The sequence below is a fragment of the Opitutus sp. sgz309028 genome, from assembly GCF_059821195.1.
Map to the genome: position 1 here is coordinate 168141 of NZ_JCAMRR010000004.1, position 22006 is coordinate 190146.

Annotated in this window: 22 protein-coding genes; 12 read left to right on the top strand and 10 right to left on the bottom strand. The window is 66.8% G+C overall.

The features are described from left to right. Window positions 1–83: 83 nt before the first annotated feature. The gene (locus AC6RV7_RS16300; RefSeq protein WP_500095088.1) at window positions 84–683 is read left to right on the top strand and encodes a LemA family protein; all 600 of its coding nucleotides are present in this window, start codon (window positions 84–86) and stop codon (window positions 681–683) included. Window positions 684–768: 85 nt separating this feature from the next. Continuing rightward, entirely contained in the window at window positions 769–2736 is a 1968-nt protein-coding gene (locus AC6RV7_RS16305; RefSeq protein WP_500095089.1) for a M48 family metallopeptidase, read from the top strand. Window positions 2737–2793: 57 nt separating this feature from the next. Here AC6RV7_RS16305 and dctA read toward each other — a convergent pair whose 3' ends face one another. Then, window positions 2794–4113, bottom strand: a complete 1320-nt coding sequence (gene dctA / locus AC6RV7_RS16310) for a C4-dicarboxylate transporter DctA (protein ID WP_500095090.1) — start codon at window positions 4111–4113, stop codon at window positions 2794–2796. Window positions 4114–4214: 101 nt separating this feature from the next. Continuing rightward, complete coding sequence (locus AC6RV7_RS16315; RefSeq protein ID WP_500095091.1) at window positions 4215–4664, bottom strand: hypothetical protein; 450 nt, start codon at window positions 4662–4664, stop codon at window positions 4215–4217. Between the two features lie 75 nt (window positions 4665–4739). Between AC6RV7_RS16315 and AC6RV7_RS16320 the strand changes: the two genes are divergently transcribed. From AC6RV7_RS16320 to AC6RV7_RS16330, 3 genes are all read left to right on the top strand, one after another. Next, window positions 4740–5159 carry a SufE family protein gene (locus AC6RV7_RS16320; RefSeq protein WP_500095092.1) on the top strand — a complete coding sequence of 140 codons (420 nt, stop codon included), beginning with the start codon at window positions 4740–4742 and terminating at the stop codon, window positions 5157–5159. 11 nt (window positions 5160–5170) lie between these two features. Then, window positions 5171–6055 (top strand): TatD family hydrolase, encoded by an 885-nt coding sequence (locus AC6RV7_RS16325; protein WP_500095093.1) that lies wholly within the window; start codon window positions 5171–5173, stop codon window positions 6053–6055. A gap of 206 nt (window positions 6056–6261) precedes the next feature. After that, a complete protein-coding gene (locus AC6RV7_RS16330; RefSeq protein ID WP_500095094.1) occupies window positions 6262–7695 on the top strand; it encodes a nitronate monooxygenase in 1434 nt (477 codons plus the stop codon). 1 nt (window position 7696) lies between these two features. Here the strand turns inward: AC6RV7_RS16330 and AC6RV7_RS16335 are convergent, their stop codons facing one another. Next, window positions 7697–8491 (bottom strand): tRNA threonylcarbamoyladenosine dehydratase, encoded by a 795-nt coding sequence (locus tag AC6RV7_RS16335; RefSeq protein ID WP_500095095.1) that lies wholly within the window; start codon window positions 8489–8491, stop codon window positions 7697–7699. Between the two features lie 130 nt (window positions 8492–8621). Between AC6RV7_RS16335 and AC6RV7_RS16340 the strand changes: the two genes are divergently transcribed. Together AC6RV7_RS16340 and AC6RV7_RS16345 are read left to right on the top strand one after the other, a co-directional pair. Then, window positions 8622–8927 (top strand): putative quinol monooxygenase, encoded by a 306-nt coding sequence (locus AC6RV7_RS16340; protein WP_500095096.1) that lies wholly within the window; start codon window positions 8622–8624, stop codon window positions 8925–8927. A gap of 53 nt (window positions 8928–8980) precedes the next feature. Then, window positions 8981–10135, top strand: coding sequence for an iron-containing alcohol dehydrogenase (locus tag AC6RV7_RS16345; protein WP_500095097.1), 1155 nt, complete (start codon window positions 8981–8983; stop codon window positions 10133–10135). A 24-nt stretch (window positions 10136–10159) separates the two neighbouring features. On the opposite strand, the gene AC6RV7_RS16350 is transcribed toward AC6RV7_RS16345, so the two are convergent. The 5 genes from AC6RV7_RS16350 to AC6RV7_RS16370 all read right to left on the bottom strand — a co-directional run bounded on the left by AC6RV7_RS16350 (window position 10160) and on the right by AC6RV7_RS16370 (window position 13276). Next, the gene (locus tag AC6RV7_RS16350) at window positions 10160–10321 is read right to left on the bottom strand and encodes a hypothetical protein (RefSeq protein WP_500095098.1); all 162 of its coding nucleotides are present in this window, start codon (window positions 10319–10321) and stop codon (window positions 10160–10162) included. 42 nt (window positions 10322–10363) lie between these two features. Then, entirely contained in the window at window positions 10364–10903 is a 540-nt protein-coding gene (locus tag AC6RV7_RS16355; RefSeq protein WP_500095099.1) for an AAA family ATPase, read from the bottom strand. After that, window positions 10900–11481 carry a nicotinamide riboside transporter PnuC gene (pnuC, locus tag AC6RV7_RS16360; protein WP_500095100.1) on the bottom strand — a complete coding sequence of 194 codons (582 nt, stop codon included), beginning with the start codon at window positions 11479–11481 and terminating at the stop codon, window positions 10900–10902. The genes AC6RV7_RS16355 and pnuC overlap by 4 nt, the downstream gene beginning before the upstream one ends. A gap of 90 nt (window positions 11482–11571) precedes the next feature. After that, window positions 11572–12393: a sugar phosphate isomerase/epimerase family protein gene (locus AC6RV7_RS16365; protein ID WP_500095101.1), complete on the bottom strand. Its 822-nt coding sequence runs from the start codon at window positions 12391–12393 to the stop codon at window positions 11572–11574. 64 nt (window positions 12394–12457) lie between these two features. Then, window positions 12458–13276 (bottom strand): Hsp33 family molecular chaperone HslO, encoded by an 819-nt coding sequence (locus AC6RV7_RS16370; RefSeq protein ID WP_500095102.1) that lies wholly within the window; start codon window positions 13274–13276, stop codon window positions 12458–12460. A 191-nt stretch (window positions 13277–13467) separates the two neighbouring features. On the opposite strand from AC6RV7_RS16370, the gene AC6RV7_RS16375 reads away from it, so the two are divergent. The 3 genes from AC6RV7_RS16375 (at window position 13468) to AC6RV7_RS16385 (ending at window position 16583) form a co-directional block, all read left to right on the top strand. Beyond that, a complete protein-coding gene (locus AC6RV7_RS16375) occupies window positions 13468–14610 on the top strand; it encodes a putative porin (protein WP_500095103.1) in 1143 nt (380 codons plus the stop codon). Between the two features lie 20 nt (window positions 14611–14630). Then, window positions 14631–15689 carry a transglutaminase-like domain-containing protein gene (locus tag AC6RV7_RS16380; RefSeq protein WP_500095104.1) on the top strand — a complete coding sequence of 353 codons (1059 nt, stop codon included), beginning with the start codon at window positions 14631–14633 and terminating at the stop codon, window positions 15687–15689. A gap of 126 nt (window positions 15690–15815) precedes the next feature. Then, window positions 15816–16583 (top strand): 3-keto-disaccharide hydrolase, encoded by a 768-nt coding sequence (locus AC6RV7_RS16385; RefSeq protein WP_500095105.1) that lies wholly within the window; start codon window positions 15816–15818, stop codon window positions 16581–16583. On the opposite strand, the gene AC6RV7_RS16390 is transcribed toward AC6RV7_RS16385, so the two are convergent. Then, complete coding sequence (locus AC6RV7_RS16390) at window positions 16555–19641, bottom strand: autotransporter-associated beta strand repeat-containing protein (protein ID WP_500095106.1); 3087 nt, start codon at window positions 19639–19641, stop codon at window positions 16555–16557. The two genes, AC6RV7_RS16385 and AC6RV7_RS16390, sit on opposite strands and share 29 nt — an antisense overlap. Window positions 19642–19784: 143 nt before the next feature. On the opposite strand from AC6RV7_RS16390, the gene AC6RV7_RS16395 reads away from it, so the two are divergent. Both AC6RV7_RS16395 and AC6RV7_RS16400 read left to right on the top strand, forming a co-directional pair. After that, complete coding sequence (locus tag AC6RV7_RS16395; protein ID WP_500095107.1) at window positions 19785–20282, top strand: thioredoxin family protein; 498 nt, start codon at window positions 19785–19787, stop codon at window positions 20280–20282. A 102-nt stretch (window positions 20283–20384) separates the two neighbouring features. Continuing rightward, entirely contained in the window at window positions 20385–21284 is a 900-nt protein-coding gene (locus AC6RV7_RS16400) for a LytTR family transcriptional regulator DNA-binding domain-containing protein (protein WP_500095108.1), read from the top strand. Window positions 21285–21323: 39 nt separating this feature from the next. Here the strand turns inward: AC6RV7_RS16400 and AC6RV7_RS16405 are convergent, their stop codons facing one another. Beyond that, complete coding sequence (locus AC6RV7_RS16405) at window positions 21324–21989, bottom strand: hypothetical protein (protein ID WP_500095109.1); 666 nt, start codon at window positions 21987–21989, stop codon at window positions 21324–21326. Window positions 21990–22006: the final 17 nt, after the last annotated feature.

Below are 22006 nucleotides of genomic sequence, written 5' to 3' on the forward strand. Positions count from 1 at the left end.
CGTTGTCGTCAGTTCCGACTCGCGCGCTCCCCCCGCTCCCGCCATCCTGCGACCTCGTTGCGCAACCACCTCCCCTCCTCCCCATGAGCGCTCTCGTCGTCCTCGGCATCTTCGCCGCCCTCGTTCTCCTGCTCGGCCTCTGGATCGTCGGCATCTACAACAGCCTCGTCAGCCTCCGCAACCGTTTCAAAAACGCCTTCGCCCAGATCGACGTGCAGCTGAAGCGACGCTACGACCTGATCCCGAATCTGGTCGAAACGGCCAAGGGTTACCTGAAGCACGAACGCGAAACCCTCGAGGCCGTCATCCGCGCCCGCAACATCGCCGCCGCTGCCGCGCAAACCGCCGCCGCCAATCCCGCCGACGCCAGCGCCGTCCGCAGTCTCGCCGCCGCCGAAACCGGCCTCACCGGCGCGCTCTCGCGGCTGCTCGTCGTCTCGGAGCAATATCCCGATCTGAAGGCCAACCAGAACATGATGCAGCTCACCGAGGAGCTCACCTCGACGGAAAACAAAATCGCCTTCGCCCGTCAGGCCTACAACGACAGCGTCATGACCTACAACACCGCCCGCGAGACCTTCCCCAACGTCGTTTTCGCCGGCATGTTCGGTTTTCATCCGGCCGAACTCTTCAAGATCGACGACGCCACCGAGCGGACGGCGCCCAAGGTGTCGTTCACCTGAAGCTCAGAGTTCAGAGCTGAGAGCCCAGAGCTCGATCCGCCTCCGATCCGTTCCGGCTCTAGGCTCTTAGCTATCAGCTTCGCCCATGGACTTCTTCGAAGCCCAGGCTCGTGCCAAGAAACGCACGTCCCGGCTCGTCGCGCTTTTCGTCTTGGCCGTGCTCGGCACGATTGCCGCGAGCTACTTCGCCGCCCTTCTCGGCTTCGGCTTCGTCGAATCGGAACAACCCGAGCGCTACGCCGAAACTGCGACCGCGTCTGATTCCGCGCCCGCGTTGTGGCGGCCGAAACTCTTCTTCGGCGTCACCTCCGCCGTGCTCGCCGTCGTCACGTTCGCTTCGCTCGCGAAATGGACGCAGTTCTCCGCCGGTGGCCGCGCCGTCGCCGAGAGCGTCGGCGGCCGCCGCATCGACCCGCGCACGACCGATCTGCGCGAGCGCCGCCTCCTCAACGTCGTTGAGGAAATGGCGATCGCTTCCGGCACGCCGGTGCCGGCCGTCTACGTGCTCGACGACGAACCCGCGATCAACGCTTTCGCCGCCGGGCTCACGACGTCCGACGCCGTCGTCGCCGTCACCCGCGGCACACTCGAGAAACTCAACCGCGACGAGCTGCAGGGCGTCGTCGGCCACGAGTTCAGCCACATCCTCAACGGCGACATGCGCCTCAACCTGCGCCTCACCGCGCTGCTGTTCGGCATCCTCGTCCTCGGACTCGCCGGTCGCGGCATCTTGTGGAGTTTGCGCTACGCGCGCGTTTCCCGCGGTTCGCGCAACAACAAGAATTCCGGCGGCGTCCTCGCCGCGATCGTCTTCGTCGGCCTCGCCCTGCTGGTCATCGGCTATGTCGGCTACTTCTTCGGCCGGCTGATCCAGGCCGCCGTCTCCCGCCAGCGCGAATACCTCGCCGACGCCGCCGCGGTCCAGTTCACCCGCAATCCTACCGGCCTCACTGGCGCGCTGAAAAAAATCGGCGGCTACGCCCTCGGCTCGCGCCTCCAAACCAGCAAGGCTGCCGCGATCGGCCATTTCTTTTTCGCCCAAAGTTTCCGCTCCGGTTTCACCGGCCTCTGGTCAACCCATCCGCCGCTCGCCGAACGCATCCGCGCGATCGAGCCACAATTCGACGACCAGATGTTCGAGCCGCCGGAACAGGTCGACGTCGCCGCCGAGTCGTTTGTCTCCGCCGGCCTCCATCCGCCGAAACGGCAAATTCCCCGGCCCGAACTCCCCACCTTCAGCGCCGCCGCCGCACTCGCTCACGCCGGCACGCTGGGGCCGGAACACGTCACCGCCGCCGAATCGCTCCTCGCCGCCGTCCCCGCAAGCCTGCGCGAGGCCGCCCGCGATCCGTCCACCGCCCCGATCCTCATCTACGGCCTGCTGCTCGATGCGAATCCGGATCTACGCGAGCCGCAGCGCCGCCTCATCTCGCTTCACGCCGGAGCCGACGCCCTTGCTGCCGTCGACCGCCTCGCGCCCGAGTTGCTCGCGCTCGGCCCGGAGCACAAACTCCCCCTCGTTCAACTTTCGCTGCCCGCACTTCACCTGCTGTCACGCGAGGCGCTCGCGCCGTTTCTGCAGACGCTCGACGAACTCGTGCACGCCGATGGACGCGTCTCAGCGTTCGAATTTGCGCTGCAAAAACTCCTCACCCGCGCGCTCGCGCTCGGACGCGATCCCGGCGCCGCTGTCGTACAGTTTCATTCCTTCAACGCTCTCGTCGGCGAGATCGGCACCGTGCTTTCCGCGCTCGCCCATGCGTCGACCGACGATGCGGCCGCGGCCCGACAGGCCTTCGCCACCGGCGCCGCGCAGCTCAAGCTGATCGAGCCGCAGCTGACGTTCGATCCGACGCCAGTCGATTTCGAGCGGCTCGATGCCGCGCTCGACAAACTCGCCGTCGCCAGCGGTCCGATCAAACAACGCACGTTGCTCGCCGCGGGCTGCGTCGTGAGCGCCGACGGCACGATATCGATCACGGAGGCCGAGTTGCTCCGCGCCGTCGCCGCCACGCTCGGCGTGCCGATGCCGCCGCTCGCCGCCGGCGCCTGAGTTCGTCGGCCGGCCACGGCCTGCCGGCGAAGTTTATGCGCGTTCGGATCCGCTTCGCTAAACGTCAACCTGCGCCGCGCCATTCACCAGCACCGGATTCGCCAGCACCTCGCCGGCTTTGGTCACGTCGAGCTCGCGATCCCATTTCGCGACCACCAGCGTCGCGACGGCATTGCCGATGAAATTCGTGATCGCCCGCGCCTCCGACATGAACCGATCGACGCCGAGGATCAGCGCGAGTCCGGCGACCGGCACGTGTCCGGTCGCGGACAGCGTCGCCGCCAGCGTGATAAAGCCGCCGCCCGTCACCGCCGCCGCGCCTTTCGAGGTCAACAACAACACCGCGAGCAGCCCGAGTTGTTGCCCCAGCGCCAGCGGTGTATCCGTGGCCTGCGCGATGAACAGCGCCGCCATCGTCAGGTAGATGCACGTGCCGTCCAAATTAAACGAATACCCGGCCGGCACCACGATGCCGACGACCGGACGCGCACAGCCCACGCGCTCCATCTTCTGCATCAAGCCGGGCAGCGCCGATTCCGACGACGAGGTTCCCAGCACGATCAGCAGTTCGTCGCGGATGAGTTTGAGAATTTTCCACAAGCTGAAGCCCGCCAGCCGCGCCACCAGACCGAGCCCAACGAACACAAACACGAAGCACGTCAGGTAAACGCACGCCAGCAACGACACCAGCCGTGCCAGCGAGGCCAGCCCATACGCGCCCACCGTGAACGCGATCGCGCCAAACGCCGCGAGCGGCGCGATCCGCACGACGATGCTCACGATCCCGAAAAACACGCGGCCGATGTCATTGATCAGGTTCATCACCGGCCGCGCGTGCTCGCCCAGCCCCGCCATCGCCAAGCCGAACAACACCGCGAGCAGCAAGACCTGCAAAATCTCCCCTTCAACAAACGCCCCGACAAAGCTGTTCGGAATGATGTGCAGCAGAAAATCCACCGTGCTGAGCGACTGCGCCGCCGTTGTGTAGCGCGCGATCTCGCCCGCTCGCGCGCCGAGACTCTCCGCCGTCGCGTGAAACCCCGCTCCCGGCTGAAACACGTTCGCCACCACCAGACCGATCAGCAGCGCGAACGTCGTCACGATTTCGAAATACAGCAGCGCCTTGGCGCCGACGCGGCCCACTTTCTTCAAATCGCCCATCCCCGCCAAGCCCACGACCACGGTCGTGAAAATGATCGGTGCGATCAGCATCCGCACGAGCTTGATGAACGCCTCGCCGAGCGGCCGCAGCGATGCGCCAAAATCGGGCCAGACGCAGCCCACGACCACACCCAGCGCAATCGCGATCAGGACCTGCAGATAAAGCGTATCACGACGGCGCTTAACTCCATGCGGGGCAGCGGTAACGGGGGCCATGCTCCGCGACTCCATCGGGTCCGCTAATGGCGGTCAAAGATTTCCTACTCAACGGCGTGAATGAAAACGCCGCTCGCTCGGACGGACGCCAGTGCGCCCGATTACGGTTCCAAAAGCTTCGGGTTCTGCGCGCCGTCGATGCCGGTATCGACTTCGTCCATCACCGGATCGGTCGCTTCCGCGAAACGCAGCCCATGCTCGAAGCGCCAGAGCCAGCACGCGCCGTCGCGGCGGTCGTGAATCAACATGTAATCCGGCAGCCGGTCGCGCGCCGCGCTCGCGATGCTGAACTGACCTTGCGTCACATAGTCGACGACTTCCGGCAGTTGCGAAATCGGCGGCTGCAGATCGAGCGTCACCGTCCAGTTACCGCTGACCGACATGGGAACATTGCCCCGAAAATAATAGGCAAAGAAGCGCGACGGCACGAAATGCCCGGTCGCGCGCAACCGGCGCAGATGTTCGTCCACCGCCGCGATGAAACCGACCCGCCAGGGAAAATCGGTCGGCAGGGAAAAGCCGGGCAGCGGAATGAGGACGTTATCGGACATGGCGGCGCGTTTGTCCTCTATTAACGGCCAACTTCCCTTGGATTTTAGCGCCTAATTCGACAGACTGCGCCTCGCATGCGACTCAACGCCCGCCAGCAAGCGCTGCTCGAAGAACTGGAGCTTTGTCACGATCCGCAGGAACGCCTCGCCGCGATCGTTGATCGCGCCCGTCGCCGGCCGCCGCTTTCGCCCGCGGAACGCACGCCCGAGCGCCTCGTTCCTGGCTGTTCCTCGAGTGTCTGGCTCGTGAGTGAGTTCCGCGACGACCGCCGCTGTTATTTTCGCGCGGATGCCGATTCCCCGGTCGTGCGCGGCCTCGTGAACGTCCTTGCGGATTTCTACAGCGGCGCCCTCGCCGCCGAAATCGCCGCCAGCGACGCCGACCCGCTCGCGACGCTCGATCTCCTGCGCACGTTGTCGCCCACCCGCCAGCGCGGACTCGCCGCCGTGCGCGCCGCCATCGTGTCCTTCGCCCGAGCGCACCTCGCCAGCTGAAAGATTCCGCCGTGGTCCCGTTGCTCGACGCTCATAATCACCTGCAGGACCCGTGGCTGAAGCCTCACCTGGAACGCGTGTTGCGCGAGCTCCCGCCCGCCGGCGTGCGCGCCTGCGTCGTCAACGGCACCAGCGAACAAGACTGGCCCGACGTCGCCCAGTTGTGCCGCACTTCCGACTCTCAACCCTCAGCCCTCAACTCTCAACTCAGCCGTCTCCCCACCTACGGCCTCCACCCGTGGAACGTCGGCAACGCCTCCCCGCACTGGCGCGACGCGCTGCTCCGTCACCTCGACGCCGATCCTCGCGCGAGCATCGGCGAGATCGGCCTCGATCGCTGGATGCTCGATCGCGCAAAGCCCGACGACTCGCGCCTCGCCGGTCTGCGCCGCGCGCCACTCGAGGAACAACGCGACGCTTTTCTCTGGCAGCTCGAACTCGCCGCCGCGCGCAATCTGCCCGTCACGATTCATTGCATCGACGCCTGGGGCGCGCTCGCCGACGCCCTTCGCCGCGCGTCGCTGCCATCGCGCGGTTTCCTGCTGCATTCTTACGGCGGCTCGGCCGAGCTCGCGCGCGAGTTTGCCGCCGCGGGTGCTTATTTTTCGTTCAACGGCTACTTCCTCGGCGAACGCGCCACGGCCAAACGCGACGTCTTCAAGACGCTTCCCTCCAACCGCTTGCTCGTCGAAACCGACGCTCCCGCGATGCCGCTCCCGGCCGAGCGCCGCACACACGAGCTCCCGGGCCTCGCCGATGGCAATCCGATCAATCACCCTGCCAATCTCCGCGCCGTCTACGCCGGTCTCGCCGAGATTCGCGGCCTCGAATTCGACGCCCTCGCGGCGCAGATCGAGCAGAACTTCCACACGCTCTTTGGCCCGCCGACCCGTTAGCCCATTCGCCGCCCCCAGCTTTTCGCGTTTCAGGCAGCCAGGGACGGGCCCCAACTCGCCCTACACCACACGAACGCTCCGCATCGCTTGTCCTGCGCGGCGCGGGCGCAAGATCTGCGCAGTCTTTTCCTGTTCGCGCGGCACGTCCGCCCTTCCGTCCGCGCACCGCCGGTGGCAAGGTCGCGGTTTCACCACACGCCTCACCCGTGTCACTTCCCACGATCATTCAAGGCGGCATGGGCGTCGCCGTCTCCAACTGGCGCCTCGCCCGCGCCGTCTCGCTCACCGGTCAGCTCGGCGTCGTCTCGGGCACCTTGCTCGCGGTTGTCCAAACCCGGCTCCTCCAACAAGGCGATCCAGGCGGCCATCTCCGCCGTGCGTTCGACCATTTTCCGCTGCCCGCCGTCGCCGAACGCATCTGGCGCGATTACTACGTCCCCGGCGGCCTGCCGGCCGGCCAGCCGTTCAAAGCGGTGCCCATGCCCGCGCTCCCGTTGAGTGCGGCGTTCATCGAGCTGTGCGTTCTCGCCAATTTCGCCGAGGTCTTTCTCGCGAAGGAAGGTCACTCCGGCCAGGTCGGCCTCAATCTCCTCGAAAAAATCCAACTCCCCACGCTGCCTTCGCTCTACGGCGCCATGCTCGCCGGCGTCGATACCGTGCTGATGGGCGCCGGCATCCCGCGAGCGATTCCCGGCGTGCTCGATGGACTCGCCCGCGGCGAGGCCGTCGAACTGAAGCTCGACATCGAAGGCGCCGCGCCCGACGACCCGCTGCGCGTGCTGCGCTTCGATCCGCAATCGCTGTTTCCCGGACAACCGCTTCCGCCCGTCCCGCGTCCGCGTTTTCTCGCCATCGTTTCTTCCGCGACCCTCGCGGCCACGCTCGCCAAAAAGTCCTCGGGCCGCGTCGACGGTTTCGTCGTCGAGGGCGCCGTCGCCGGCGGTCACAACGCTCCTCCGCGCGGTTCGTTGCAACTGTCTTCAACGGGCGAGCCCATCTACGGCCCGCGCGACACGCCGGAGATTCCGAAAATCCGCGAGCTGGGCCTGCCGTTCTGGCTCGCCGGCGCATTTTCCCGGCCGGGCAAAATCGCCGAGGCCCAGGCCCAGGGTGCCGTGGGCGTGCAGGTCGGCACCGCGTTCGCGTTCTGCGAGGAGTCCGGCATCATCCCCGATCTGAAACGTCGTTTTCGCGATCTGATCCGCGCCGGCGCCGCCCGCGTTCACACCGATCCGCTCGCTTCGCCCACCGGCTTCCCCTTCAAGATCGCCCAACTCGCGCAAACCCTCTCCGACGCCACCGCGTTCGCGAAACGCCAGCGTATCTGCGACCTCGGCTACCTGCGCCAACTTTTCCGCCGCAGCGACGGCTCCATCGGCTATCGCTGCGCCGCCGAGCCGGTCGCCGACTTCATCCGCAAAGGCGGCACCGAAGCCGAGACCGTCGGCCGCAAATGTCTCTGCAACGGGCTCACGGCGACCGCCGGCTTCGCGCAAGTGCGCGACGGCGAAGCGGAGCTTCCGATCGTCACTGCCGGCGACGAACTCGTGCAGCTGGCCCGCTACTTCGATTTCAGCCGCGATTCCTACAGCGCCGCCGACGTCATCCGCGTTCTGCTGCGCGGAGCCGCGGTCGCGTAAACTAACGCGGACCGGCCTCCGCGATCGTCCGCACCACGTCGCCCGCCGCGGCGAGTCCGAACGCGCCCGTCACGAACACGCCGGTGCCAAACCCGCTCGCGCAGTCGAGCCGGAGTTCCGATCCCGGCTCCGGGTCCGCGGCGCACGTGCCATTGGCCCACGGAAACACCGGCAGCTCGCTCGACCACACGCAGCGCACATCCCAGAACATTTTCCCGGTCTGCTCGCCGTGCGCGAAACCGTGATCGCGGCGCAGCTTCTTCCGCACCTGACGCAACAATTCGTCGCCCCACGAATCGCCGAGATCGCCCGTGCGCACCTGCGTCGCATCGCGTTTCCCGCCCGCGCCGCCGATCGTCAACACGCGAAAACCGCGCGCCCTGCTCGCCGCGATCAGCAGCGCCTTGTTCGAAAGTTTGTCGATCGCGTCGACAACGAAATCGAAGCGCGACGCGAGCAACCGCTCCGCCGAAGCCGCCGTAAAAAACTCCGCGTGCGGCGTCACACGACAGCCCGGATTGATCGCGCGCACGCGCTCCGCGAGCACCTCCACTTTCGGTCGCCCGATCTGCCCGTCGAGCGCCGGCAGCTGGCGGTTGACGTTCGTCACGCACACATCGTCCAGATCGATCAGCGTCAACGCGCCCACGCCGCTGCGCGCGAGGCCTTCCACCACCCAGGAACCGACGCCGCCGACGCCCACCACGCCGACGTGCGCGTCGCGCAGCCGCGCCAGACCCGCCCGCCCCACGAGCCGCGCCACGCCGCCAAACCGATCTTCAAAATCGTCCGTCATCCTGCGCCGATGTAGTCACGCGCGGCGCCGCGTCCAGCGCCCATTCGAAATCGCGTCGCTGGTGCCCGCCGAATCCTGGCGTGTTTTTCCCGTCATTTCGTGGTTGGCTTCCGCCAGCCCCCTCCCCGCCATGCACCTCCTTCATGTTTCGGCTCGCGTAAAACCCGAGTGCATTGACGCCTTCAAGGCCGCCACGCTCGCCAACGCCCGCGCGAGCCTGGCCGAGCCCGGCGTCGCCCGCTTCGACGTCGTGCAGGACCTCGAAGATCCGAGCCGTTTCCTGCTCCTCGAAGCCTACCGCACGCCCGCGGCTCACGCCGCGCATCGCGAGACGCCTCACTACGCCACGTGGCGCGACACGGTTGCGACGATGATGGCCGAGGCGCGCACCGCTCGTAAACTGGTCAACGTCTTCCCGCCCGACACCGAGTGGTAAACGCAAACGCTTCCGCCGCTCCCTTCACCGTCACTTTCCCTTTCACTCCGCCCGTGCGCTTCGAATTCGCCACCGCCGGTCGCATCGTTTTCGGCCCCGGCACGCTCAAGGAAGCCGCCGCGGCCACCCGAGAGCACGGCCGCCGGCCGCTCGTTGTCACCGGCCGCGATCCAGCGCGCGCGCAACGCCTGCTCGAACTGCTCGCGTCCGCCGATCTCGCCACGGCCACGTTTCCGATCACGCGCGAGCCCACGCTCGACGATATTTCGCGCGGCGTGAACGTGGCCCGCGCGGCCGGTTGCGATTGCGTCATCGGTTTCGGCGGCGGCAGCGCGCTCGACGCCGCCAAGGCCATCGCCGCGCTGCTCACGAATCACGACCCGATCCTCGACTACCTCGAAGTGATCGGCCGAGCCCGGCCGCTCGCCGCTCCCGCGGCGCCTTGTATCGCGATTCCCACGACCGCCGGCACGGGTGCCGAAGTTACGCGCAACGCGGTCCTTGCCTCGCCCGAACACCGCGTGAAAGTCAGCCTGCGCAGTCCGCACCTGCTGCCGCGCGTCGCCATCGTCGACCCCGAGCTCACCTCCGGGCTCCCGCCCGCCGTGACCGCCACGACCGGTCTCGACGCCCTCACCCAGCTGATCGAGCCGTTTGTCTCCGCCCGCGCGAATCCGCTGACCGACGGCCTCTGCCGCGAAGCGCTCCCGCGCATCGCGCGTTCGCTACGCCGCGCCTTTGGCGACGGCCGTGACGCCGCCGCCCGCGAAGACCTGGCCTTCGCCAGCCTCTGCGGTGGACTCGCGCTCGCCAACGCGGGTCTTGGCGCCGTCCACGGTTTTGCCGGCCCGATCGGCGGGATGTTCCCCGCGCCGCACGGCGCCGTCTGCGCCGCGCTCCTGGCTCCCGTCACCGCCGCGAATCTCACCGCGCTCCGCGACCGTGCTGCGAGCCATCCGGCGCTCGAGCGCTACGGCGAAATCGCGCGAATCGTCACGGGCAACAAATACGCCCGGCCCGACGACCTCGTCGCCTGGACCCGCGAACTTGTCGCCACCCTGCGCATCCCATCGCTCGCCGCTTACGGCATTCAGACTTCGGATACGAACGCGATCGTCGCCGCCGCCTTGAACGCCAGCAGCATGAAAGCCAACCCGCTCCCGCTCACGCCGAAAGAGCTCAGCCAAACCCTCGCCGCCGCGCTGTAGTCACAAAAACCGGCTCGCCCTCGCTCATTGCGCGAGGCGCCGAAGAAGTTCGCTATTCTCCGTGACCACTTGTTTCAGCGCCTGATCGAATTCGGCATCCGAGGCATACTTGGCCGCCGATTCGTTTGCTGCCGGCTCCGTCTTTTTCACGAACGCCACCACCTCCGGGGGCAGTTTCTTGATCATCTCGATGATCTCGGCAGCGCTCACCCGCGGCGCCTTAGCCGCTTACTTCTGCCCCGCGAGCACGCTCTCCACCGCCGCGATGGCCTGTCGCTCGCGCTCGGCCCAAAGACCGCGAATTTCCACAAACGGCAGGTCGCGGCGCTCAAGCGCTCCACGCCACACGCGCGCCGCTTTCTCGCGATCCTCCGGCAAGGGGAAACAGCGCTGCGGATCCGGCGCAAACGGCACGTCCGCGTCGAGCAGCAGGTAGAGCGCGTAGTTGCGGCAGCGTTGCTCGGCGCCGCGCCGCACTTCCTCCGGACACGTGCCGTAAAGCAGATCGCTCCACAGCATCGTCGTCAGCGCGTCCGTATCACAAATCAGGAGACGCCCGGCGCGCGCCGCCGCCGCGTCCTCGCGCCGCCACTGTTCGCGCGCGATCGGCGTCATGTCGTCGAGCGCGATCGCGCCGTGGCGATCCCAGAACTCCCGCGCATACTCCGGCACCCACTCGACGCCGAAATGTCGCGCGAGCTGCTCCGCCAGCCGCGTCTTGCCGGTCGATTCCGTGCCGAACACCGCGATTCGTTTCGTCTCGCTCATGCGGGCATTTCCCGTTCGCCGGCTTTCATGCTGCGACGCCACTCGACGTGACCCGCGACCGCCATCGCGAAGAACAACGCATACAGGCCCGCGAACAACCGCAGGTCCTTCGTCCAATACACGCCGACCGCCACGAGATTCACGATCATCCACGTCGCCCAATTCTCGAGCCGCTTCCGCGCCTGCAGCCATTGCGCGATGAGGCTGAACGCGAGGATGAACGCGTCCCAATGCGGCAACGCCGCATCCGTGTTGCGCCGCATGAACTCGCCCCACGCCGCCGTGCCAATCGCCCCCGCGGCACTCCAGCCGACCATCGCCCGCACGCTCAATCGCGTCACCGGCAACTCCGCATGCGCGCGGCCCTGCGGGTGGAGCCAGTGCCACCAACCATACGCCTGGATCGCGATATAGATCAGCTGCAGCAAAACATCGGAATACAACCGCGCCTCAAAAAAAACCCACGCGGACACCGTCACCTGCACGAGGCCGACCGGCCACGTCCAGACATTCTGGCGAATCATCAGCCACACGCCGACGACGCCGAGCACGGTGCCGAGGATTTCGAAGAAGGACATTCGCGGTGGAAAAGAAAGCGAGCGCCGGGCGAACCGGCGCTCGAAGAGAATCGCATCAAATCGCCGGCCGGCGCCGGCGCTGGCGAAGGTTTACTTCGTTTTGGCTGCGAACAGCGCTTTCGCGGTTTCGACGAGGTCGTGCGGATTTTTCGCGAAGTTCGCGTTGTCCGTTTCGATCGCCATCACGCCGCTCCAGCCGGATTTTTTGATTTCCGCAAACAGACCGTCGTAATTCGACTGGCCGGCGCCGGCCTCGACATCGAGAACCACGGCCGTGTCGCCGGACATTTCCACTTTCTTGTCCTTCAGGTGCATGTCGAACACGCGGCCGTCGTAGTCACGAAACACCTTCGCCGCATCGAAACCCGCGGCGGTCACCCAGCCGATGTCGAGGCACACGCCGATGCGCGCATCGCGCTCAGCGAGCACTTTTTTCACCGTCGCGGGATCGCCGTAAACCGTGCCTTTGCCGTGATTGTGGATCGCGAGCTTGATGTCGTATTCCTTCACGAGCTCCTCGAGGTTGTCCCACTCGGCGAGATTCTTCGGCTCCACGATGATGAGCCCGATGCCCATGAGTTTCGCGAATTCGAACAGCTTCCGGTTCTCCTCCTTGTCGAGCGAGGTGCCGTTGACGCCGAACGTGTAGCAAACGAGCCCGTGCTGCTCGAGGATCGCCTTCTTGTGCAGCGTCTCCTCGCGCGGGCCTTTCGGATCGATGTGCTTCGCGATCAGCTGGAGGTATTTCAACTGATGCTGCTCGGCGAAGGCCACGACCTCGTCGAAGGTCATGTTGCGACAGGTCCACGACTGCAGCCCGAGCTTCGGGCCGGCGGCAGCGGCATGCGTGACGGTGCAGGACAACAGCGCCGCGAGCGCGGCCGCGAAGAAGAGACGAAGGGAACGTTTCATAGGGGCGAGGCAGGAAACACAAAACCCCGCCCCCGCGGGCATCGAGGCTTTTCTCAAGGACCGCTCAGCGGCTCGCCACGTAGGCCTCAAGCGCTTCGCGCGTGATCGTGTAGCGCGCGCCGCAGCGCGGACAGCGGATCTCGATCTTCTCGTCGCCGCCGAAAAGCCCTTCCGGATCCTGCAGCATCGTCGGCCCGAGCACCTCGAGCATCCGCTGTTGATTGCAACCGCAGTGCCAGCGATACACGCGCTGCTCCATCGGCACGAGCGTCTCGCGTCCATCGAGCGCGCTGACCTGCTCGGCATCGAGTCCGTGCAGCCAGCCCACGTCGCAATCCGGGTGCTCGGTGACCATCGCGAATTCCTCCTCGTCGAGTTGGAAATAACGCGCGGTGCGCTGCTCGCTTTGGGCGTAGAACTTTTCCGCGGCTTCGATCGGATCGTCGCCCTTGAACGCGATCGTGCTGCGCCGCTTCGGTTGCCAGGTGCCGCCGACCGGACCGCGTCGAACGACGTCCGCGTAAAACAGGTTCTCCGGCAACTCCTTCACGTTTTCCTCGAAAACGCGTCCGGCCACGGCACCGGTCTCGTTGTCGCCGGTGAGGAACACGTTGATCAGAGGTTGCTGGAAATTGATCGTCCACGCCACCAGCTCCGTTCGCGGACGCGAGGCGCAGTGCAGCACGAACGCCGCGAGCGCCCGCTTGAAGATCGCATCGGCGGTCGGGCCCGGATGCATCTGGTGCTTGCTGAGGTGGAGGTAGTAGTCGACGAAGAGGTCCCCGAACTCCGCGCGCGCCAGCAGGGCGTTGCGGCTGCGCACGAACGACGTGGCCACGTCGAGTCCGGCATCGTCGAGGTTGGGCGGTGTGATATCTGGCATGGCCGGCAACGTTGCGCGCGATGGACGTTTGTCGAGCCGCCACCGAAAAACGGGGCTTCCGCGGTTTTTCCGCCACTGGCCCCGCGGCAGCGGTGATTCGTCCCCAACCGGTTGCACTCGGCCCGGGAATCCATGCGCTCCGTCGTCGCCCCTTCCCCCACCGCGCCCACTCGGCGCGACCCCACAGCCCCATGCCCCTCCCTGCTCGCCTCCCGGCCCGCCCGCGCGTCGTCGCGTGCCTTCTCCTCACGTTAGCGCTCGCCCCCGCGACTGCGCTGGCGTTCACCCTCGCGCCGAACCTCACCGTCAACGGCGACGTGCGCGTCCGCTACGAATCCGACTGGGATTCCCACACCGCCACCGGCGCGCTCCGCACCGACCGCGAACGCGGCCGCTTCCGTCTTCGAGTCAACGCCGCCTATGCCTTCGACCCGGCGTGGTCCTTCAATGCCCGCGTCCGCACCGGCAATCCCGAGAGCCAGCAGTCACCTCACCTCACGTTCACCGCCAACGACGGCCCGAGCGACGATTTCCGCGTCTCGCTCGACCGTTACTTTCTGCAGTACAAGCAGGGCTCCACCACCGCGTGGTTGGGTCGCAACAGCTCCCCGTTCTGGCAGCAAAACGAGATGTTCTGGGACGAAGATGTCACGCCCACCGGCGCTGCCGCGTCGTTCGACCGCAACTACGGCGCCGCCACCCTCACCACCACGCTCGGCGCCTTTGCCCTGCCCGACGGCGTCAACCACCTCCACGGCCAGCTCTTCGCCGGCCAAGTCAAATACACCGCGCCGGTCGAAACCGCTCGTCTGACCGTCGCCGCCGGGCTGCACGCATTCCAAGGCGAAGGTGGCGCTCGCTATTTGCGCAACCGCAACGGCGCCCGCGACTACCTCGTCGGCGTCCTCAGCGCCCAGTGGAGCACGCCAGCCGCCGGCCTCCCGCTCGCCTTCGGCGTGGACGTCTTCCACAACTTCAAAAACTACAGCGCTGCCGACGTCGCCCCGTTTCCCGCCAACCAGACCGACGAGACGCTGGGTTACGTCTTCTCCGTCGTCGCCGGGCAGCTCAAGCAGCGCGGCGACTGGCTCGGCGGTTTTTACTACGCACACGTCGAAACGTTTGCGACCAACGCGTCCTACGCGGAGGACGACTGGGCCCGCTTCGGCAACGGTCCGCAATCAGACCTTACCGACATCGAAGGCTCCGAATTCCGCGTCGCCTACGCGTTCACCAAAGACCTGAACGTGATGGCGCGTCTCTTTCTCGTCGAAGCGATCACGAGCCGCCAGGACGGCAAACGCTTCCGCCTCGACCTGAATTGGAAGTGGTAAAGCCACCTTTCCCCGCACCCATGAAACTCCCCGCCCTCCTCACCTTCGCCGCTCTCGCGGCCACCGCCGGACTCCATGCCGGCGACTTCCCCGAAACCACCCGCACTTATCACGTTCAACAAACCGTCACGCTCTCCGACCTCCCCGCAGGCTCCAAATCGGTGAAGTGGTGGATCGCCATCCCCGACGACGAGCGCTTCCAGGAAGTCCTCGACTTCGACGTCGTTTCCGCACCGGGCCCCTGGCGCATCGTCACGGAGCCCGATCACGGCAACCGCTTCATGTTGGTCGAAATCGCCAACCCCACCGCCACCTCGCTGTCGTCGAAGGTTGCGTTCACCGTTCGCCGTCGCTCCGTGTTCGTCGATCTCGACCCTGCGAAAGCCGGTCCGATCACCGACTCGCATCGTTCGCTCTTCGTCGACGAGCTTCGCACCGACGCGCCGTACATGAAGGTCACGCCGCGGATCGCCAAGCTCGCGAACGAAACCTGCGGTTCCGAAACGAATATCGCGAAACAAGCGCAGCTGCTCCTCGGTGCGGTGGCCGACTACGCCGACCACTATTCGAAAGATCCCTCCAAACCTCATTGCGGCATCGGCGACGCCGAAGACTGCATGACCAACGCCGGCGGCTGTTGCACCGATCTCCACTCGATGTTCATCGCGCTCGCCCGCGCCCGCGGCATCCCGTCCCGTCTCCAAATGGGTTATCGGCTCCGCGAACCCAACGAGGGCAAGGAGGTCGATCCCGGCTACCGCTGCTGGGCCGAGTATTTCGTTCCCAACTACGGCTGGGTGCCCGCCGACATCGTCGAAGCCGACGACCCCAAGGGCCTCGGTCGCACCCGCTGGTTCACCGGTCTCACCGAGCGCCGCCTCTGGCTCAACGAAGGCCGCGAATTTGACCTCGCGGGCCGCGCACTCACGGAGAAACGCGTCAACACCATGGTCATCGGTTACGCCGAGATCGACGGGGTCGAAGCCCGCGTCATCCCCGAGGGCGACCTTCCCGCCCAGCTCTCGCGCACCGTCTTCTACACCGAACAGAAACCCGCCGCCGCCGTGGCCGCGCGTTAATTCCGCGCCTCCTTGTCATTGCGAGGAGCAAAGCGACGAAGCAATCCAGCCGGACTCTACACCCAACCGCGGCCACGGCCGCGGTTCTTTTTTGCACATCCTGCCTCCCTCGCCAGCGTTTGGTCCATGAAGCGATTCGTTCCCCTCGCGCTCCTCGCCCTCGCCTCCTGCTGCCTCACCGCGTTTTCCGCCGCCGATTGGCGCCCGCTTCCGCTTATCGAAAACAACCGCGTCGCGCCCGCCTGGCAGCACGTCGGCTTCGGCCAGATGATCGTCGAAGGGGACACCGTTCGCACGGATCCCGATCCGCGCGGACTCGGTCTCCTCGTCTACACGCAGGAAACCTTCGGCGATTGCCAGATCCGCATCGTCTACCGCCCCGACGAGCCCAACGACAACGCCGGCGTCCACATTCGCATGGATCGTGGCATCCTCGACCAGATCGGCCGCGACGACCTCATCGGCGTCACCCGCGGCCCGAACAACCGCCTCTCGGACGCCGAAGCGCAAAAGATGGCGACCGCGTCGGAACAGGAGAACGGCGCCTGGTTCGCCGTTCATCACGGCTTCGAAGTGCAGATCATGGATAGCGGCGACGCCCTTCACCGGACCGGTTCCATTTACTCCTACGCGCCCGCCGCCGAGCTTCCGCCCGCACCCGCCGACGGCTGGCGCACGATGATCATCACGCTGCGTGGCACCGAAGTCGTGGTGGAGCTCGATGGTAAAACCCTCACCCGTTTCGACTCCGCCACCACCGACGTCCCGCCGCGCGAGGCTTGGTTCGCCCCGAAACGCGAACCGCTCCGTCCGACCCACGGCTACATCGGCCTCCAAACCCACGACCCCGGCGACATCGTTTATTTCAAGGAAGTCTCCGTGCGTCCGCTGTAGAGGCGGATTCGTCCCCGCGAGTTCCCGGCGTTCCGGCAAGCGCACCAGCCGCCGCCTGCACTGCACGAGCGGGCCTGGGCCCGGCGGCGACCCGCCCGCGGCGCCAGACCGCGAGTCCCAGCGCCACCAGACCCGCGAGCCCGGCGTAGGTCGAGGGCTCCGGGATCGCCGAGGTGGTGTAGGCCAGCGAGAGACTGTAACCGTCGCTGGTGATCGACCACGTGCCGTCCGTGGCGTTCAAAAATGAGGTCGTGTCGATCGCGAACCCGTCCGCGAAAAACCCGCCGATCCCGCCGCTCGTCTCGACGAAAATCCAGGCGTAGGACTGCGCGCGATCGAAGTCCGCCAGCGCGCCGAAGGAGTTGTCGGCGAGGAGCGACGTGATGGAGAGGTGAAACGGGTTCGCCTCCGAGAGGCCGGTGAGGTCGAGCGTGCCGCTGATGCTGAGCAAATCCCATTGAGTGCCGGCGACGCCGTTGGCGGCGTCGATCTGGAAATCGAAGATGCCGCCGCCGGCAAAAACGGTATCGCCCGCGGTGAGAGTGCCGGGCGAGTTGCCGGGCGCGAGCGTGCCGCCGCTGGCGATTGTAAGCGCGCCAACGGAGCCGGAGCCACCGAGCGTCGCGCCGGCAGCGACGGTCGTGCGCTCGCTGTTCGCGATCCAGCCGTCGACAATGAGCCGCCCCGCCGCGATCGTCGTCACGCCGGTATAGGTGCTCGCGCCCGTGAGCGTGAGCGTGCCGCTGCCGGATTTGGTCAGGCCGCCCGTCCCGGCGAGCATCGTGGCAAGCGAGCGATCAGAGCTGGAGTCGTGCGAAAACGTGCCCGAGCCCGTGAGTAGTCCGTCGCCGGATACGCGCGTGAGATCGAAACCGTGCGCCGCCGAATTCAACGTCGCCCCGCTGGCGATCGACACCGCTCCCGCCTGCCCGAGCGCCGTCGCGTGGCCGAGAGTGAGGGTGCCAGCCTCGATCGCGGTCGCACCGGTGAAACCGGCGTTGCTTCCCGAGACAACGAGCGTGCCGGAGCCGGTCTTCGTGAGCGCACCGGACCCGGCGAGCGTGCCGGACAGCGTCAGCGTGCCGGCGTCCGTCTGGATCGTGCCGGCGCCAATGAGCGCAAGATCGCGAGCCGACGTGAACGCCGCGGTGGTCGTCAGCGTGCCGCCATCGAACGCGATCGATCCGCCCGCCGCGCCAAGCGAGGCGTCGGAGGCGACGCTCACCGTTCCGCCGGCAAGCGTGAGTCCGCCGGAGAAATCCTGGGAGCCGGAAAACGTGAGCGTGCCCGCGCCGGACTTGACGACGGCACCGGTGCCGCTGAGGGCGCCGCAGAACGTCCGATCGGAGTCCTGCGCGACCGTGAGCGAGCCCGAGCCGAGCGTCACGGTTCCGCCGCCCGCGAGTCCGGCGACGGTTTGCGCGTGGCCCGCAAGGTCGAGCGTAGCGCCGGACGAAACGGAGACCACCGCGTCACGGCTGAGCGTGCCGTCGGCCGTGGTCTGGAGCGTACCGGCAGCAATGGTAAGCGTGCCGGCGAAGGTGTTTGCGCCGCTCCAACGCGCAATCGAGGCGCCTTCCTTGATGACGTTGCCTTCGCCCGTGATCGCGCCGGCCCAGATGTTCGTTACGCGGGTGAGCGTCGTCAGCGTGGCGCCGCCAAGCGCGAGCGTGCCGGCATCGAAGGTGTCGTGAGCGGCATCATAGGAATCGAGATCGCCCAACGTCTGATCGTGACCGGCGAGATCGACCTGCGCGCCGTTGATGAGGAAGAGCGCGGAGCCGGCGCTCAGCACGTTGTCCGTGCCGGCTCGCAACGTGCCTTCCTGCACGAGGGTCGCGCCCGTGTGGCTGGCGGCTCCGCTCAGGACGAGCGTGCCCGCGCCCGATTTCACGAATCGACCGGAGCCCGTGACGGCGCCCGCCCAGGTCGTCGAGCCGTCAACTCCCACCGAGGTGGAAACGGCGACCTCGAGCGTGCCGCCGCCGAGATGAGCCCCGCCGGTGTGGCCGGTTTCGCCGGTCAGCACGAGCGTGCCGGCGCCGGTTTTGTCGATCCCGCCCGCACCCGACGTGGCGCCGCTCCAGGTCGCCGTGCCGGTCGCGACGTCGAGCGTGGCGGTGCCGTCGGCGAGTTCGAGCGCGCGATTCGAGGAGGCGAAACCCGCGGCCAGGATCAAACCGGCGCCGTCGGCGAGCGAGACGGCGGTATCCGCCGCGCCTAGATCGCTGTCGTTGCCGAGCGAGAGCGAGCCGCCACCGACCTCCGTGCCGCCCGTGTAGGTGTTCGTCCCGGAGAACGAGACCGTGCCGCTGCCGAGTTTGTTGAACCGGCCATCGCCGGTGATCGCGCCGGTGACGGTGAGGTCGGCATCGGTCACGAGCGCGGCATCCGTGCCGGTCACGCTGAAACCGCGCACCGAACCGCCGTCGATCGTCTCGAGCTGGCCCGTTCCGGACAGCGCGAGTGCGCCGCCGCCCAGACTGCCGTCATCGTAGATGCGAAGACGTCCGCCCGCCACTTCCGTCCCGCCGGTGTAGGTGTTGAGCGAATAGTAAGCGACGTTGTTGGAGTCGGTGTTGACGTAGCTGCCGGACGGATTGAACCGCAGCGTGCCGGCCAGAAGGCGGAAAGATCCGCTGCCGGAAATCGTGCCCACGTAGATCATGTTGTCGGTGCCGGATACGCTCAGGCGCGCCCCCTCGGCCAGCGCGTAGCGATAAAAATCCACGTCGCCGCCCCCGTGATGGTAGCTGAAGGACGTCTGACTGTTGGCCGCCGCATCCCACGCCTCGGTGACGTCGCCGTAAATGGGAGCATCGTAGGCCCCGAAGAGCACGAACGGCGGTGGATCCTCGCCGCAAAAGATACCGTCTTCCGGGCTCGGGATGCAGCCTTCTTCATCGTCGGCGTGCGCCGGCGAAGGGACCAATGATGCGCTGAGCAGAATGAGCAGGGCGAAAAGCCGGCGGAGCAAAAGCGACGCGCTGACGACGGGAAGATCCGTCCGCGTCCCGCTCTGCCGCTGGAGCGCAGCGAGGGAAACGAAAATGGGCATGGGAAAGGTGTCGGGGCATTGCGCGGACAATCCGGCCGGGCCGAAACCGGCAATCGACGAACGGCATCCGTTGTCGCCCAACGACACCGCCGCGGACGGACTTGCGGCTTGGCCGCGGCGTCCGCGGGCCGCAGCGTCGGCCGATGTGGTCTCTTCGTCGCGCGATCGTTTTCGCCGTCCTGCTCGTGTCCGCCGCGCGCGGCGCCGAATACCCAGCGCTGGGCATGGACGTCTACGATCCGAAGGCGAACGGGATGGAGGCGGTGGACGCGGCGATCGCCCGGGCGCAAATCGAGCGCAAGCGCGTCATGGTGGTGTTCGGTGCGAACTGGTGTCCGTGGTGCCACCGGCTCGACCAGGCGTTCCAGAGCGATCCGGCCCTGTTACAGTATTTGGATCGCGACTACATCCTCGTGAAGATTGACGTGAACGCGAAGAGCGGCACCCAGCGCAACCGCGACGTCGTGCTCCGTTTCGACACGGCGACGCGAGCGGGCCTGCCCGCAATCGTCGTGCTCGACGAAACGGGCCGGCGGCTCGTCACCCAAGGCACGGGCGCCTGGGAGATGAAGGAAAAGAAAGCATATCGTCGCGCCGCGATCCTGGAGTTTTTCCGGCACTGGGCACCGCCGCGCGCCTGAGCGCGAACTTGCGAGAGAACTCGTCGCCGTCGAAGGCGTTGCAAAGCACTCCGCGCACCCTGGGTTGATTCAGGCCTCATCGGGCTTCACAACGTTCTTTTCATGCTGCGCGATGACCTGCTGTTCCGAGTGGCCCGGAGCCTTCTCGAGTTTCCCCCCACGACCGCGCCTGCCGAAGCGCTGGCGTTGATCGGTCCGGCTTTCGATGCCGATCGGGCCTGGCTCATCCGGATCGACGAGCGCCAGCAGACCTTTGCCGTGGCTTACGAATGGTGCGCCGATCGCGTGCCGGCCTGCCTCCCGGATCTGCCCGATGTGCCGACGGCCTTGATCGCGCATCCGCTGCGCGAATTTCTCCGCGGACATCCGGTGGTGCTGGCGGACATCGAAACGCTGCCGCCGGACGCCCAGAGCTTGAAGGAAGAAATGCGGCGCGAGGGCAATCGCGCGACCGCGGGCGCGCCCCTGTTTCGCGACGGCCGGCTCGTCGCGCTGATCGGACTCGACGACACCCGCAAAATCCACGCGTGGACCAAGGCCGAGATGATGGCCCTCGGACGCCTCGGCGAACTGATCCTGGCGGCGGCGGACCGCCCGCGCGACGAGCCCGCAGCGTCACCTCCCACCTCGCCGGCAACGTCGGAGACGGGAGGCTGCTTCGTGCGCGCGGGGAATTGCCACGTGCGCGTCAACTGGGACGAGATCGCCACCATCGCGGCGGACGGCGATCATTCACGGGTGCGGCTGTCCGGCGGCCGGGAGTTCTTCGAGTTGAAGGCGCTGAGCGTCTGGACCGCGATGCTGCCGGTGGAGTTGTTCGGTCGCGTGCACCGCTCTCATATTGTCGGCTGGAAACACGTGCGCCGGTTGCGGCGATCCTCCGGCGGGCGATGGGTGATCGAACTCGACGGCGCCAACCTGCCGCCGGTGCCCGTCGGCCGGCACTACCAACCAGCGGTCCGCAACCACATCAATCTGCGGCCGGTGCGAGCGCGACGCTAGCGGCCGTAAGCGCCGCAGGGACCGCGGCCGAAAACCGCCTCACCGCTCCCTCGCCCATGGCGCCGGCGGCAACTCCACGCCCATCGCGCGATTGACCGCCCGCGTCGCCGAAATCCCGATACACTCCGCCAAGGTCCGTCGCGCCTCCTCCTTCGCCTCCGCCCAAACGGGCTTCCGCGCGAGCGCCAGTTCCTCGCCGCGGCGGACTAGCAGGCCCCAGCCCGCCGGGATTTCCGCCTCCCCAAAGATTCCATCTTCACTCACGAGGTAAAAATAATCCGCCGCCCGCCAGCGGAACAGCTTCGCGAACTTCGTCCCGCGCAGCACGCGCCCCTGCCAGGTCGCGAGCTGCTCGAGCGTGCGCCGGTGCGTCGCATGGTCGACGCCCGAAAAGTCCCACGCGTCAAATTCCGCGAAGAGCGCCTCGCCTTTCCGCAAGTCCGGCCGGTGCCCGCCGATCAGTTCCTCGAGGTTCCGCACGCGTGCGCTCAGCTCCTCCACCTTTCTCCGCGCCTCGTCCTCGCGCTGCGCATCTTTCAACAAATCCGCCCGCGCCTGCTTGCACTCGAACACCGCCGTGCGCCGCTCCGCCCCGCGCGAACACGCGGCGACATCCGCCCGATACCCACTCTTCGGCACCCGCACCTCGCACGCCGCGATGGAAAACCCATTCGTCTGCGCCCAACGCAGCGCGAGTCGCTTCAATTCCCGATGTTTCTCTG

Bases quoted from the DNA above. Each gene is read 5' to 3' on its own strand.
- AC6RV7_RS16300 (WP_500095088.1), top strand. From the start codon at position 84: ATGAGCGCTCTCGTCGTCCTCGGCATCTTCGCCGCCCTCGTTCTCCTG.
- AC6RV7_RS16305 (WP_500095089.1), top strand. From the start codon at position 769: ATGGACTTCTTCGAAGCCCAGGCTCGTGCCAAGAAACGCACGTCCCGG.
- dctA (WP_500095090.1), bottom strand. From the start codon at position 4,113: ATGGCCCCCGTTACCGCTGCCCCGCATGGAGTTAAGCGCCGTCGTGAT.
- AC6RV7_RS16315 (WP_500095091.1), bottom strand. From the start codon at position 4,664: ATGTCCGATAACGTCCTCATTCCGCTGCCCGGCTTTTCCCTGCCGACC.
- AC6RV7_RS16320 (WP_500095092.1), top strand. From the start codon at position 4,740: ATGCGACTCAACGCCCGCCAGCAAGCGCTGCTCGAAGAACTGGAGCTT.
- AC6RV7_RS16335 (WP_500095095.1), bottom strand. From the start codon at position 8,491: ATGACGGACGATTTTGAAGATCGGTTTGGCGGCGTGGCGCGGCTCGTG.
- AC6RV7_RS16340 (WP_500095096.1), top strand. From the start codon at position 8,622: ATGCACCTCCTTCATGTTTCGGCTCGCGTAAAACCCGAGTGCATTGAC.
- AC6RV7_RS16350 (WP_500095098.1), bottom strand. From the start codon at position 10,321: ATGATCAAGAAACTGCCCCCGGAGGTGGTGGCGTTCGTGAAAAAGACG.
- AC6RV7_RS16355 (WP_500095099.1), bottom strand. From the start codon at position 10,903: ATGAGCGAGACGAAACGAATCGCGGTGTTCGGCACGGAATCGACCGGC.
- pnuC (WP_500095100.1), bottom strand. From the start codon at position 11,481: ATGTCCTTCTTCGAAATCCTCGGCACCGTGCTCGGCGTCGTCGGCGTG.
- AC6RV7_RS16365 (WP_500095101.1), bottom strand. From the start codon at position 12,393: ATGAAACGTTCCCTTCGTCTCTTCTTCGCGGCCGCGCTCGCGGCGCTG.
- AC6RV7_RS16370 (WP_500095102.1), bottom strand. From the start codon at position 13,276: ATGCCAGATATCACACCGCCCAACCTCGACGATGCCGGACTCGACGTG.
- AC6RV7_RS16375 (WP_500095103.1), top strand. From the start codon at position 13,468: ATGCCCCTCCCTGCTCGCCTCCCGGCCCGCCCGCGCGTCGTCGCGTGC.
- AC6RV7_RS16380 (WP_500095104.1), top strand. From the start codon at position 14,631: ATGAAACTCCCCGCCCTCCTCACCTTCGCCGCTCTCGCGGCCACCGCC.
- AC6RV7_RS16385 (WP_500095105.1), top strand. From the start codon at position 15,816: ATGAAGCGATTCGTTCCCCTCGCGCTCCTCGCCCTCGCCTCCTGCTGC.
- AC6RV7_RS16390 (WP_500095106.1), bottom strand. From the start codon at position 19,641: ATGCCCATTTTCGTTTCCCTCGCTGCGCTCCAGCGGCAGAGCGGGACG.
- AC6RV7_RS16395 (WP_500095107.1), top strand. From the start codon at position 19,785: ATGTGGTCTCTTCGTCGCGCGATCGTTTTCGCCGTCCTGCTCGTGTCC.
- AC6RV7_RS16400 (WP_500095108.1), top strand. From the start codon at position 20,385: ATGCTGCGCGATGACCTGCTGTTCCGAGTGGCCCGGAGCCTTCTCGAG.